Source organism: Ornithinibacillus sp. FSL M8-0202 (genome assembly GCF_037975285.1).
Taxonomy (GTDB): Bacteria; Bacillota; Bacilli; order Bacillales; family Amphibacillaceae; genus Ornithinibacillus; species Ornithinibacillus massiliensis.
Window position 1 is genome coordinate 2,613,701 of the sequence record NZ_CP150248.1, and the last position, 13,775, is coordinate 2,627,475.

Annotated in this window: 12 protein-coding genes, 1 riboswitch and 1 other annotated feature; of the genes, 8 read left to right on the forward strand and 4 right to left on the reverse strand. The window is 37.9% G+C overall.

Annotated elements, in window-relative coordinates; genetic code table 11:
* Positions 1–13 precede the first annotated feature (13 nt).
* The 3 genes from MKY78_RS13405 (at position 14) to MKY78_RS13415 (ending at position 2,614) form a co-directional block, all read left to right on the forward strand.
* The gene (locus MKY78_RS13405) at positions 14–1,462 is read left to right on the forward strand and encodes a Mu transposase C-terminal domain-containing protein (protein ID WP_035197639.1); all 1,449 of its coding nucleotides are present in this window, start codon (positions 14–16) and stop codon (positions 1,460–1,462) included.
* Complete coding sequence (locus MKY78_RS13410; RefSeq protein WP_339213358.1) at positions 1,455–2,264, forward strand: AAA family ATPase; 810 nt, start codon at positions 1,455–1,457, stop codon at positions 2,262–2,264. The genes MKY78_RS13405 and MKY78_RS13410 overlap by 8 nt, the downstream gene beginning before the upstream one ends.
* A gap of 116 nt (positions 2,265–2,380) precedes the next feature.
* A complete protein-coding gene (locus MKY78_RS13415) occupies positions 2,381–2,614 on the forward strand; it encodes an SdpI family protein (RefSeq protein ID WP_339213359.1) in 234 nt (77 codons plus the stop codon).
* A gap of 166 nt (positions 2,615–2,780) precedes the next feature.
* Here MKY78_RS13415 and brnQ read toward each other — a convergent pair whose 3' ends face one another.
* A complete protein-coding gene (gene brnQ, locus MKY78_RS13420; RefSeq protein ID WP_339213360.1) occupies positions 2,781–4,094 on the reverse strand; it encodes a branched-chain amino acid transport system II carrier protein in 1,314 nt (437 codons plus the stop codon).
* A 54-nt stretch (positions 4,095–4,148) separates the two neighbouring features.
* Positions 4,149–4,396 (reverse strand) — a binding site (T-box leader).
* A gap of 660 nt (positions 4,397–5,056) precedes the next feature.
* On the opposite strand from brnQ, the gene MKY78_RS13425 reads away from it, so the two are divergent.
* On the forward strand, positions 5,057–6,634 hold the full coding sequence (locus MKY78_RS13425; protein ID WP_339213362.1) for an AMP-binding protein: 1,578 nt from the start codon (positions 5,057–5,059) through the stop codon (positions 6,632–6,634).
* A gap of 100 nt (positions 6,635–6,734) precedes the next feature.
* Positions 6,735–7,250, forward strand: coding sequence for a hypothetical protein (locus tag MKY78_RS13430; protein ID WP_339213364.1), 516 nt, complete (start codon positions 6,735–6,737; stop codon positions 7,248–7,250).
* A gap of 5 nt (positions 7,251–7,255) precedes the next feature.
* On the opposite strand, the gene MKY78_RS13435 is transcribed toward MKY78_RS13430, so the two are convergent.
* Entirely contained in the window at positions 7,256–7,642 is a 387-nt protein-coding gene (locus MKY78_RS13435; RefSeq protein WP_339213365.1) for a VOC family protein, read from the reverse strand.
* A gap of 247 nt (positions 7,643–7,889) precedes the next feature.
* Between MKY78_RS13435 and MKY78_RS13440 the strand changes: the two genes are divergently transcribed.
* Both MKY78_RS13440 and MKY78_RS13445 read left to right on the forward strand, forming a co-directional pair.
* Positions 7,890–8,831 carry an LCP family protein gene (locus MKY78_RS13440; RefSeq protein ID WP_339213367.1) on the forward strand — a complete coding sequence of 314 codons (942 nt, stop codon included), beginning with the start codon at positions 7,890–7,892 and terminating at the stop codon, positions 8,829–8,831.
* 192 nt (positions 8,832–9,023) lie between these two features.
* On the forward strand, positions 9,024–9,740 hold the full coding sequence (locus tag MKY78_RS13445) for a hypothetical protein (RefSeq protein ID WP_339213369.1): 717 nt from the start codon (positions 9,024–9,026) through the stop codon (positions 9,738–9,740).
* 254 nt (positions 9,741–9,994) lie between these two features.
* Here the strand turns inward: MKY78_RS13445 and MKY78_RS13450 are convergent, their stop codons facing one another.
* Both MKY78_RS13450 and MKY78_RS13455 read right to left on the reverse strand, forming a co-directional pair.
* Positions 9,995–10,192, reverse strand: coding sequence for a Na+/H+ antiporter NhaC family protein (locus MKY78_RS13450; protein ID WP_339213370.1), 198 nt, complete (start codon positions 10,190–10,192; stop codon positions 9,995–9,997).
* Positions 10,168–11,373: a Na+/H+ antiporter NhaC family protein gene (locus MKY78_RS13455; RefSeq protein WP_339213372.1), complete on the reverse strand. Its 1,206-nt coding sequence runs from the start codon at positions 11,371–11,373 to the stop codon at positions 10,168–10,170. Before MKY78_RS13455 ends, MKY78_RS13450 begins: the two co-directional genes overlap by 25 nt.
* Positions 11,374–11,605: 232 nt before the next feature.
* Positions 11,606–11,778: riboswitch (Lysine riboswitch) on the reverse strand.
* Between the two features lie 283 nt (positions 11,779–12,061).
* On the opposite strand from MKY78_RS13455, the gene MKY78_RS13460 reads away from it, so the two are divergent.
* Positions 12,062–13,753, forward strand: coding sequence for a DUF2207 domain-containing protein (locus MKY78_RS13460; protein WP_339213373.1), 1,692 nt, complete (start codon positions 12,062–12,064; stop codon positions 13,751–13,753).
* Positions 13,754–13,775 lie beyond the last annotated feature (22 nt).

Genomic DNA, 13,775 nt, shown 5'->3' on the forward strand with positions numbered 1-13,775 from the left:
GAGCTGTTTCTATATGGGAAAAGAGCTTCCATCATTGACTTCGTATTCAGAAGAGCAGAGACAAATAGCTATGGAAAAATACAGGTTAATTGAGCCATATATTAACCGTGAGAAAAACTTGAAAGCTATTGCTGAGGAATCTGGTGTTTCAAAACGTACACTTCACTATTGGGTTAGTAAGTATCAGCAATTTGGATTAATTGGATTGATTCGAAAGAGTCGAACAGATTCTGGAATATTTAAAGTGGAAAATGAAGTACAAGAAGAGATTAAGAATTTAATACTTAGTCACAAAAGAAATTCAGTCACTTCTATTCATAGGAAGATTTGTGAGACATGCAAAAAGAATAATTGGAAGCAACCCAGTTACTATCAGGTTTATGCTATTTCAAAGTCTTTATCACAAGGACTAAAAAAACTAGCTTATGAAGGAAAAAAAGAATATCAAAACACTTATGATTTAATTCACCGACGAGAGGCTAGTTATCCTAATCAAATTTGGCAAGCTGATCATACCCCATTAGATATAATTGTTTTAAATGAAAAGGGAAAACCGGAAAGACCTTGGCTAACAATTATTTTAGATGACTATAGTCGAGCAGTTGCTGGATATTTTTTAACTTTTCAAGACCCGTCTGCTATACAAACATCTTTAGTTTTGCACCAAGCAATATGGAGAAAAAGAAACCCCGATTGGCAAATATGTGGTATCCCTGAAAAGTTTTATACAGATCATGGAAGTGACTTTACCTCCAATCATTTGGAACAAGTAGCAATTGATTTAAAAATTAATCTTGTTTTTTCTACAGTAGGAGTTCCAAGAGGGCGTGGGAAAATTGAAAGATTCTTTTTAACTATTAATCAGTTGTTTCTACAAGATTTACCTGGATATATTGGAAATCAGCACAGCCCTGCTCTTCTTACTCTTAAAGAACTTGATGATAAATTATCAAATTTCATTATATATAATTATCATCATAGGGTTCACGGTACAACAAAAAAAGAACCCATCAAAGCTTGGAATAATTCTGGATTCCTCCCCAATATGCCAGATAGTTTGGAAAGCCTAGATTTATTATTGTTAAATGTAGCAAAACCGAGGAAGGTTCATTCGGATGGTATTCACTTCCAAGGTTTAAGGTATATAGATACAAATCTAGCTGCATATATTGGTGAAACAGTCATTATTCGTTATGATCCAAGGGATATTGCAGAGATTCGAGTGTTCTATCAAGACAAATACTTATGTACTGCTATTTCCCCTGAGATATCTGATTACCAAGTAGATTTAAAAGATATTGTTTCCGCACGAAATAAGGTGCGTAAAAATCTCAATAAGCAAATTGATACCAGAAGAACTGTTGCAGAAGAAATTGCTTTATCACAGCAAAAAGATTTGGAGAACAAGTCGAATAAATCTGATTCTAAAAAGTCAAAACTCAAGAGGTATTTCAATGAATAAATCACAGAAGTTTATTGAAACAAAAGAGTATAAAAGATTTGCAGAGTTTTGTGATGCTTTTATCAAATATAAATATATAGGAATTTGTTACGGACTACCGGGAGTAGGAAAAACGTTATCCTCAAGATATTATTCTAACTGGGATTATATCGAAAAACAAATAGATTATAAATATAAGAAAAAAATTGGTTTAGATACAGATGAGAGGATTCTTAAAGCTAGAACAATTTTTTATACAGCGCCAGCAATACGTGCTACTAAAATGACTGACGAAATTAGTATTATTGGTGGTAAAATGGGTATGACTAAAGCTATTTATAAGGTAAATAACGGAGGGGAAGAAGAATATTCTACTGATACTTATGAAGATATTGATCTTATAATTGTTGACGAAATAGATCGATTAAAAGTGCAAAATTTGGAACAACTAAGGGATTTATATGATCGAAATGACTTAGCAATGATATTGATCGGAATGCCTGGAATTGAGAAAAGATTAGCTCGATATCCTCAACTTTATTCCAGAATTGGATTTGCCCATGAGTTTGATAAACTCAGTAAAGATGAAGCTCATCATATTTTGGAGTATAAATGGGAAGAGTTAGGACTTTCTATAAAACTTGAAGATTTTTCTGATTACGAAGCAATAACTAGTATTATTAAGATTACTGGAGGAAACTTCAGGCTTATACAAAGACTCTTCACCCAGATTGAAAGGATACTTGAAATTAATAATCTTGAAACCATTACAACAGAAGTTGTTGAAGCTGCACGAGACAGTTTAGTTATCGGAATCAAGTAATTATTAAAATCTATCTTTTACATGAAGATAGATTTTTATATTTCATCTCGTGCAAAATAGTATTTAAAATATGCGCAAAATACCGTTCAAAGTGACAGCCAATTAGAAATGTAAAAATGAATGCTTTATTCGGTGTCAGAACAGCGTGGTCCATGAAAAATGATGAGTCCTGGAGAAATTCCAATCGATTGGGTTCCACATTGATGTTCGCTTGGGGTGCTTTTAGTATAGTTGCATCTATTCTTCTACCATCCGAATATGTGATGGCAACGGTCTTAACGGTTGGATTGATTATTCTTCTCATGGTTGTGTATGGAAGTTATTATTTTTACAGAAAGAGTATAAGGTAGAGGGAGAATGGCAGGGAAAGCAACTTGAGTCTGTTCCAGCACTTTATCAATTGAATTTTGTGGATGAGTGGAGGAACCGAGGAACTCTTGTTACGTTTAGGAGAATAATTAGATATGGGAAGAATTGGATGGGACAAGGAACCTATCCCTTATCCCATCTCCCTTCCTACTCTAATACCGGCTCTCCTCTATAGCTTAACTTAGCAATTATCACACCAAGTAGCGCTCCAACGACCGCTGGAACCACCCATTCAAGATCAACATTTGCTAATGGTAAAGAGGCGCGAATCTTCTCAATCAGTCCTAACTTCATTCCAAAAGCATTTAACCCACTGATAACAGCAAACACACCTGTAAGGGAAAGGGCGCTGACATAGACGATTCTTGAGCCTTTAAACTGACGATGGAAAAATGTTAGGACAATTAACACAATCGTTAATGGATAAGCAATTACTAAGAAAGGTACGGAGACCTTTAATATTTGGCTCAGTCCCATATTGGTCAGTGTAAAGCCAATTAAAGTTGTAACGAGAACAACGGTTTTATAATTTGCTTTTGGAATTAGCTTGGAAAAATATTGACCACAAGCTGATGTTAGGCCAACCACGGTCGTAAAGCAGGCAAGTGTAAATATTAAACCTATTAGCACCGTTCCACTCTGTCCAAATAAACTGGAAGAAACGGCAGAAAGAATTTGTGTACCATCTCCAAATTCACCGGCAACCGCCATTTTACCACCAATAATCCCAAGAGAAACATAGACTACAGTGAGTAGTGAACCTGCAATAAGTGCCGCTTTTAGCATGTAGCCTTTTAATTGCTTATCATCAGAAACACCCCGCTGACGAATAGCTGTCAAAATCACAATTCCAAAGGCAAGTGTCGCTAAGGCATCCATCGTATTATATCCTTCTAAAAATCCTTTAAAAAACGCTCCTGACTCATACCCACCAGTTGGTGTTTGGAAGCTTCCATTCAGCTGCATGAACCCAGTGACACATAGGATAACAATTGCCACTAGTAAAATTGGCGTGATAAAGCGCCCTAGATACCTTTCTAGATTCGTAGGATTTAAACTAATGAGATAAACGAGTGTAAAGAATACAACGGAGAATACTAGTAAAGCGACCGTTGTATTCGTTCCATCCATAAAAGGCATGACTCCCATTTCAAAAGCGACATTCGCATTTCTTGGAATGGCTAGAAATGGTCCGATAGATAAATAGACAATTACCATAAATACGGTACTAAATACCGGATGAACTCGGTTTCCAATTGCTTGAATTCCTCCCTTAACCCGGGCAATGGCAAATAAAACCACTAATGGCAACCCTACGGCAGTAAGAACAAACCCAGCCATCGCTAGCCAAAATGTAGTACCAGATTGATCCCCTAAAAATGGTGGGAAAATTAGATTTCCTGCTCCAAAGAACATAGAAAATAACATAAGACCGATAAAAAATGAATCAAATTTACGCATGGTGTTTCTCTCCTTTAAGTTGTTTTTGAATATAAAAAAACCCGTCCCTTAATAAAAAGGGACGAGTTTATACTCGCGTTACCACCCTAATTCCGCAGAAAATAAAAAAACTGCAGCACTCAAGTCAACGTACTATCATACGCGTTCCATTATAACGGAGGACAACCCGTCAAAGCTTACTAGACTTTCAGCTTTGCATCTCAGAGATGATTTTCGGATAGGGGCTGAACACCGACTCTCACCAAATGCCGGCTCTCTTTGGATCAGGATTCCTAACTTACTGCTCTCGTCATCGATTTATGTATTAAAAGTAACTTATCAGATAATAATAAAGTTGTCAATAATTTTTGAAAAACAAATTAGGAGATAGCGCTTTAACTAATAGGTGGAATTGAAATAGGGAATAGTATCAACTTGGTTGCATTGATTGGAGCTTTCAATTGATCAAATTAGATAAGTTCTTGATTGAATGGAGCAATTGAAAAGTTTGAATTAATTAACTTGGTGGAGAAGGGTGTGACCCAAACTGGAGGTGGGACAAGGAAGCTGTCCCACCATATTTAACTTTCTGTGTTCCGTGCGTTAGATTTTCCTTTATTTCGTCTTTGCTCATCTGGTCTTTTGGCTTTATTATGTTTTTCCTTCGGTGCGTGTGAGTCCTTCACCATATTTATCCCTCCGTTTTTTCACCATAATGTCATGAAGGTTCTATAGGTTTATTGTTATCGGATTGGGTGAAAATATACAGTAGAATGTTCTTCTGCTTTTTTCTGCAAGTAACCATCGTTATTTGTCTGCTTAAAGGCATAGCATAGAACCTTTGCGGTGGTTTCATGCTTTACTAAATTACGTAGATGATTATGAATAATTCAATCACAAAAGTTTCCTCGCTTACTTAATGATATAGAATCTGATATAATGATTGGATACTAGCATCTAGTACTAAAAATGAGGTGATATTGTTGAATAGAGAAGATTTAATTGCACCGGAAAATTATAATATCGTGATGGAATTTGAGAAATATGCTGTAGAACCTAATCGTGTTGCGGTAATTTTGGAAGACGAGCAGGGAGACCAACGAAAAATAACCTATCAAAACTTAATTAAAAATGCGAACAAAATTGGAAATATATTTAAAGAACAAGGTCTTAAAAAGGGAGATAGATTACTAGTTATGCTACCTCGTAGCATTGAAACCTATGAGGTATATATTGCAGCATTAAAAACTGGCATTATCATTATCCCTAGTTCAGAAATGTTGCGAACAAAAGATTTGCAGTATCGAATTTCGCATGGAGAAGTAAGCGGAGTTGTATGCCATTCGGATTTTACCGACGATTTTAGAACGATTGACCAGTATGAAGAGCTTACGAAATTTACGATAGGTAACGCTATCGAGGGATGGAATCATATAGATAGTCTAAAGACTTCTGCATCCGATCAATTGGATATCGTTCCAACATCCAGAGATGATCTTGCATTTTTACCATATACATCAGGTACAACGAGTAATCCAAAGGCGGTTATGCATACCCATGCTTGGGGCTATGCCCATATGAGTTCTGCCCCGGTACATTGGCTCGGAATCCATGATGGTGATACGGTTTGGGCGACGGCAGCACCAGGCTGGCAAAAATGGGTATGGAGTCCATTTTTATCGGTATTAGGAACTGGTGCCACTGGGTTTGTATATAGCGGAAAATTTGAACCAAAGAAATATCTATCATTAATAGAGGCTAATAAAATCAATGTATTTTGCTGTACACCAACTGAATATCGACTCATGGCGAAACTAGATAATCTACAGGACTATGATTTATCAGCAGTCCACAGTGCTGTTTCCGCTGGTGAACCATTAAACCGTGAAGTGATCGATCAATTTGAAAAGCATTTTAATATTACGGTTAGAGATGGCTATGGTCAAACGGAAAACACATTATTATTAGGATTTTTAAAGGGTATGAAAGTAAAAGCAGGCTCAATGGGAAAACCTACTCCAGGAAATAATGTACAATTAATTGATGAGGACGGAAATCCTGTCAAAGTAGGACAAGTTGGCGACATAGCAATTCCACTAGATACCCCAGCACTATTTAAAGGGTATTACAAGGATGAGGACCGTACGAAGAAAACCCATCGTGGTAACTTCTATATTACAGGTGACCAAGCTTCCTTAGATGAGGAAGGCTATTTCTGGTTTGAAGGAAGAAATGACGATATTATCATTAGCTCAGGCTATACAATCGGGCCATTTGAAGTAGAAGATGCTTTGGTCAAGCATCCAGCAGTAAAAGAATGTGCTGTCATTGCTAGTCCAGATCAAATTCGTGGAAATATCGTGAAGGCATACGTTGTTCTACAAAGTAACGTGGTAAATCAAGGGGAGGAGCTAGTGAAAGAACTCCAAAATCATGTGAAACAATTAACTGCTCCATACAAATATCCAAGAAAAATTGAATTTATTGATGAACTACCAAAGACATCATCAGGTAAAATCCGCCGTGTTGAATTAAGACAGCGTGAAAAAGGTCAAGCATAAGAATAAACTTCCATCTTTTGAGGTACTATCCTCGAAAGGTGGAAGTTTTTTTATGGGTTGGGGAAGGGGATATAGGTAGTGGAGCGGGGGATAGAGCGTGTTGGGGAGGGAGATGATCCTGAAATTGGAGTACATGCGCCCATGTGGAAGGGAGATGAGCCCGAATCCGGAATACATGCGCCCAAGTGGAAGGAAGATGAGCCCGAATCTGGAGTACATGCGCCCAAGCGAGAGGGAGATGATCCCAACCCCGGGGCACATGCGCCCAAGTGGAAGGGAGATGAGCCCAACCCCGGAGAACATGCGCCCAAGCGAGAGAAAGATGAGCCCGCCCCCGGGGCACATGCGCCCGAGCGAGAGGGAGATGAGCCCGAACCCGGAGTACATGCGCCCAAGTGGAAGGAAGATGAGCCCAACCCCGGAGTACATGTGCCCAAGCGAGAGGGAGATGAGCCCGACTCCGGAGTACATGCGCCCAAGCGAGAGGAAGATGAGCCCACCCCCCGAAATCATGCCCCCAAGCCAGACAGCCCCTCAATACTCTAAATCAAGCAAGAAACTAGCAACAATTAAATACCAAATACCCCTAGAGAATACGCAAACCACAGTTAGTTGAAACTATTATCTTTCATACAATTCAATTGGCAAGCCATCTGGATCTTGAAAGAAAGTAAACCTTTTACCTGATGCATCATCCACTCGGATTGGCTCTGGAATAATCCCTTTACACTTCAGTTCGTTTACGGAATCTTCTACAGAATCTACGGCAAAAGCAAGATGCCTGAGTCCGGTAGCTTCTGGAAAGGTTACTCTTTTAGGTGGGGATGGAAAAGAGAATAGTTCAATTTGGTAGTCCTTCCCTAAGGCTAAATCAAGTTTGTAAGACTGCCGATCTTCCCGATAGATTTCCTTTACAATCGTTAAGCCTAATATTTCTGTATAAAACTGTTTAGATTTTTCATAGTCCGAGCAAATGATGGCTACGTGGTGAATATGGAGTAAGTTCATATAAGTGACACCCCTTCTTTTTGAATCAGTACTAGTTTAATATACTAGAATTTGCCATGCCAATATTAAAGGTTAGAATGCCTCTCTCTTTATTGCTTAGGCAATGAGCGTCCTAATCAGAGATTATATTCTAGTAAAAATCAATCGATAGAAAAAATATTTCTAATATTATGCTACAAATCTATATAAAATGTGACAAAAAATGGTATAATCTTCTATGAAAACTTAATTGAAAGAAGAGGTTCACATGTCAAAAGCGACAAAACCAAAGAAAAAGATGGCGTTATGGAAAAAAATAGTGATTTCGGTGCTTGCCGTGTTATTAGTTGGAGTTATTGGTGGGGGTGCCTATGCATATTCCATCTATAGCAATGCCAAGAAAACAGTTAATGAGCATATGTACAAAGAGGTAGTTAGTATTGATCGGGAAGTAACAAAGCAGAAGGTAGAAAATCTGGAAAATTTGAACATCTTATTAGTAGGGTTAGATGCTCGTGCTAATGAAAGAGGACGTTCTGATACGTTAATGATCCTATCGTTATATCCGGATAAAGATCAGATGCAGCTTGTAAGTATTCCGCGTGATACACGTACTATGATTGTTGGTAAAGGGTACGAGGATAAGATTAACCATGCGTATGCTTTTGGTGGTATTGACATGACAATTGCTACCGTAGAGAATTTACTCGATATAGAATTAGATTATTATGTTGAAATGAACATGGAAGGGTTAACGGAATTTATTGACGAACTAGGCGGAATTACCGTACAGAACGAACTAGATTGGGCAGCTAATGGTTACCATTATAAGAAGGGTGAGTTAAACTTAAATGGTAAAGAGGCTCTAGGCTATGTTCGTATGCGTAAGCAAGATCCTGCTGGTGATTTTGGCCGTGCAGCACGTCAAAGACAAGTAGTGGAAGCGGCGATTGATAAGGGTGCGAATATCGCTTCTATTGGTAAGATTAATAGTTTTATAGATATTCTTGGTAATAACATGCATACCAATATGGATTTTGACGATATGCAGAATTTATTATTGAATTATAAAGATGTTCGACGTAACACGACAGAGTATATGTTACAAGGTAGCGGTAAGATGATTGATGGAATCTATTATTACCTAGTTCCGAACGAGGAATTGCAGAAGGTTCATGGAATGATTGTTGGAGATAGTAGCTTGGAATAATAGATAGATATAGGGTAGCATTAATTGTTTATATTAGTGCTGCCTTTTCTATTAGGTGAGTCATTATCAGAATATAGTCGTACATGGTGGTTCTTTGGGTATGGACTAGTTTTTTTATTATTTCACTTTATAGTCTATTTATACTATATTAAAGATAATGGAAAAAATTACACTTTTGAAAGGGGGATGAAATTGGAGGTAAAGAAAGAAACCATTGGAATATTGGCATCATTTCTATTGGCCCTTCCTCTTCTAGGTGGAGGGTATTGGGTGATTAATAGTTTAATGAATCAGCCTGCGAAAACGATAACAGATCAAACGTCACCTCAATCTATAGAAGAACCAGAAAGCAATGTAGACAGCACTCATATTTTTGTTAAGGATGAGATATCCATTACCGATTTAGACGATAGCTATCGGTATAATTCAGAGGAAGAGACGGAAGCGATGGTTTTAGATGATACAGAGGAGGATACGGAAGATAATTCAATGGAAGATGCAGCTGAAGTATCGGATAGTATCCACGAGGTCAATGTAGGAAATGAGAATCAAAACTCTTCAGTGGTAAACAGCACAGAAAGAACGAATGTAAGACAAGAAAATCAACCTGTTCAAGAAAAAACGAATAACAAGCCAACAACTAAGCAACCAGAAAAGAAGGATCAACAGGAAAAAGAAAAAACGACAGATTCTAAAAACAAAAAAGATGACAAGCAAACGTCACCGCCTAAGGATGAAGAAAGTAACACACCTTCTAATCCAAAAGAGGAAGAAGAAAAACCAACAGAACCTGAAGATAACAAGAATGAGGATCAACCAGAACCACAAGATCCACCACCAACTAATGAGGACGATCCTACAGATAACTCTAAAGAAGGCAATACGAGTGAAGAGCCTGGATCTCCGTGATAGTCAAATTAGTTAAGCCCTCTAGTAGTGTAGACTAGAGGGCAAGGTATATTAATTTTGGAAGTGAAAAACACTTATTTAACATTCTCCCTATCTCATGAATGACCATGGAGTAGATTTGACCAATAATTTTCCCTTTCTTCCAAAACTCTTTGCATTATTTGTTTCTTTACTAGAACATAGTACTCAAATATTATTAATACTTGCTTTCATATCTATCATCCTACTCTAAGTCACTGTTCCTTATTAGCATATTATTCCCCCTTATTTTCTTGCACCTTCGTAATACCAATTCCACTAAAGATATAAATCAAAGCAAAGATAATTCCAAGATAAGTCATTGGAGCATAAAGGAAAAATTCTCCAGTTGATACTTGTAATGTTTCCGCAACAAATGCTCCTGTAACGCCCCATGGGATGAGTGGAGCTAGAGCGGTTCCAGTATCCTCCATCGTACGAGACCAGTTTTACGATGTAGACCAAATTTGTCATATAGTGGGCTTATGATTGGACCGATGACAGCGTATGTCACATAATAACTTCCGGTAATGGTGAATAGAATACCGTGTAGAGCTAAACTAGAGCTCATCATAGCCTTACCGCTTTTAGCTAGTGCGACAATTTTGTCTAAAAGAATATGAACAACTCCGGCTGATTTTAATGGGGATCCAAATACCGCAGCACTAATAAGCAAAGCAACGGTACCCAACATACTCGACATTCCGCCTCGTTGTACAATCTCATCCACGATTGGTATGTTTGTTGCTTGAGAGTACCCATTATTTAATGCTGAAAATACTTCCAAAACATCTCTTCCTTGGAAAATAACCGCCAATATACATCCAGCAATAATACCTACACCGAATACAGGGAGTGTTGGCTTTTTAAAATAAATTAAGAGTAAGACAAGTAGTGGTGGAATAATTAATATCGGGTTGAGATTAAAATTCTCGCTCAACGTGGATAGAATCAGATTCACATTCTCGCTATTCTCGATTTGCCCACCGAATTGGAAGCCTAGAATCAAATAAAGGACTAATGAGATAAGATAACCTGGAATCGTTGTCCAGAGCATATGTTTAATATGGTCAACAAGCTTCACCCCAGCCATGGTTGGTGCCATAATCGTGGTGTCAGATAAGGGAGAGAGTTTATCTCCAAAGAATGCCCCAACTACAACAGCTCCAGCCGTGTAATGTACCGGAATACCAAGACCTAGCGACACACCCATTAAGGCAACCCCTACTGTACCAATGGTTCCCCAGGAAGTTCCTGCCATAATAGACATAAACGAACAGACAAGTGCAGTAATAATTAAGAAAAAGGACGGGTCAATGCTTACCAAGCCATAATAGACAATTAATGGAATGGTTCCAGACAGCATCCAAGCACCGATTAACATCCCCACAGCTAGCAATATCAAAATAGCTAGAAGCATCGATTTAATCGTTTCAATTAAGTCTTCTTCTATCTTTTCCCAGGATATTCCCCAGATAAGTGATAAGGTGATTACGACTACCCCAGCTGTGATGAGTGTAATCGTAGTAGGGGTTCCAAGATATATAATGCCGCCTAAAACGACGGTAAATGATAACACAAGCAGTAGAATTGCTTTCCATGTTGATAGTTTCATAGTTTTTTCTCCTTTTTTATGAACTTGCTTTGTAACGATGTATGTAGCTTTTATAATTAGCGCAGTAAATTAAGTGCGCTTTTGTCGATTATTCTCGTTGAGCTAGTTTATTCATTTACCTTACCTCCAATGCCTAAAAGTAGCCTGTCTTAAAAATGGAGATAGAAAAAAAGACACAAAAAAACAATGACAGAAAATAACCTATCATTGTTTCCAATATGGCATCTTCCATTCGATCAGTAGTTCTCCATGCAGACCTGCATGACAGTATGCCTCTTATTCAAAGACATCCCAGCAATAATAAGAGTGACGCTTATTACGCTTCGGCGAGCATTCCTTTCCTCAATCATCATCGATGTCATACTCCGATTGATTACTCATAATGTTCGCGCCTCTACCTCACCGACCTGGTAAGGTATTATTTAATTTTTCAACAAATTATACTATACTAGATAATTTGGTATGTTTGCAAGTATTTGGAATCCTCAGGAGATTAGATTGTATGCGGGGAGGAGTAAGTTAGCATTCTACTATAATTGATAAATGGTAGGGGAATCGTTTCATTCTAGTTGTTTCAAAACTCCAATTAAACTCGTATAATTACAATTAGAAATCCTCCTCTTACTTTTAATATCTACTGAAACCAAATCCATCCAACATCCGTATATAACCTAAAGGAGTTGCTTTTATGAAAAAACTGGTCGTCACGATAATTTTCTTATTTACCCTTTTCATTTTTGTAAAACCTGCATTTGCCGATGTGGAATATTCCATTAAGGATGTTCAGATAGATGCCTATTTAATGGAAAATGGGGATGTTGCGGTAAAGGAAAGGTTCACGTATGATTTTGAAGATGAATTTAATGGTCTTACCCGGACGATAATCCCGAAGAATGATACAGCTATTGAAGATTTTGAAGCAAATGAAAATGGAAAGTCATTAAAGGTAGAAAAAGAGGATAGCGAATATAAAGTGCATCGAAAAGGCAATGAAGAAACGGTAACGATAGACCTAAGATATACGATTAAAAACGGGGTAGAGGTATATCAGGATGTTGCCCAGTTCTACTGGCCATTTTTTGATAGTAGTAATGAATCGGCATATGAGAACATGACGATCTATGTACATCCACCTGCTGAGGCGGATCCGGTTACGGCTTATGGTTATGATGAAGCATATGATACAGCAGAAGTAACAGCGGATGGGGGTGCCGTATTTTCATTAGGTTATGTGAAAGATGGGAAGAATGGGGACATTCAAGTAGTATATGATGCGGCACTGTTTGGTGCTGCTCCATTAACCAGTGAAAAAATGATGAAAGATTCGATTCTGGAACAAATAGCGGATAATGAAGCCAAGCTAGCCGCGTTCCAGGATAGGACAGCATGGTTAAATCATATTGCTCCATATGTAGTTGGTGGCTTTGGACTATTTCTTGTTCTATTGCTCTTTGTCAGCATGCGACAAAACATGGAGCTAAATCATGATGTGCAACGCCGTATGAAAGACGAGCTAACGATACCTAAGCTTAAGATGAGCTTACCGGCAACAATCTATTATACGAATCCATTCACACCGAATGACCAGTTACTAACGTCGTCTTTATTAGAATTAGTTCGGAAAGGTTATGTGCGAACGAAAAATCAAGAAACGTTCTTGTTAGTCGATCGTAATACTGAGTATGACCATGAGTACATGTTAATTAACTTTCTATTTGATAAGATTGGTGATGGAAAAACATTTCGATTTAAAGATTTGCAAACATTTTTAGAGGATGAATCGAATCATAATGAGTACCACGAACATGTTCAAGCATGGATATACGCAATAAAGCAGGAAGTAAAATCGAAAGAACTTACGAAAGCAAAGAAAGGTTTTAGATGGACGGTTGCCCTTTTGAGCTTGCTACTTGTTCCATTAGCCGTTTTCTTTGGTATTCATGAACTGTTTATGTGGATGATAGTTTCTATTATTCTGTTTCTTGGCTTACTTGCTTTTAGTCTTTTTTACACTCCGAAGACATTAGAAGGTGCAATTGTTTGGGAGGAATGGAAACAGTTTAATAAGAACTTCGATAGAATACCACCAAATCAATTGGAGAAATGGAGCACAGATGAGCAAATCATCTCTGTGAACTATGCATATGGTATGAATGATAAGGGAATAAAGGTATGGAATAATCCAATATTCAAGCAAACATCAAATAAAAGCATGGATTCATCGAGCGTTATGATGTATCTGCTTATTGCATCAACTGCGAATCTACACTTTAGTGAGGCAGATACGGTTACTGCTGCAACTTCTAATTCCTCCTCCACAACGACTGGAGGGACGGGTACAGGAGTAGGCGGTGGTGGTGGAGGCTCTGGTGCCTTTTAACCATATAAGGTGCTTAGTGGGA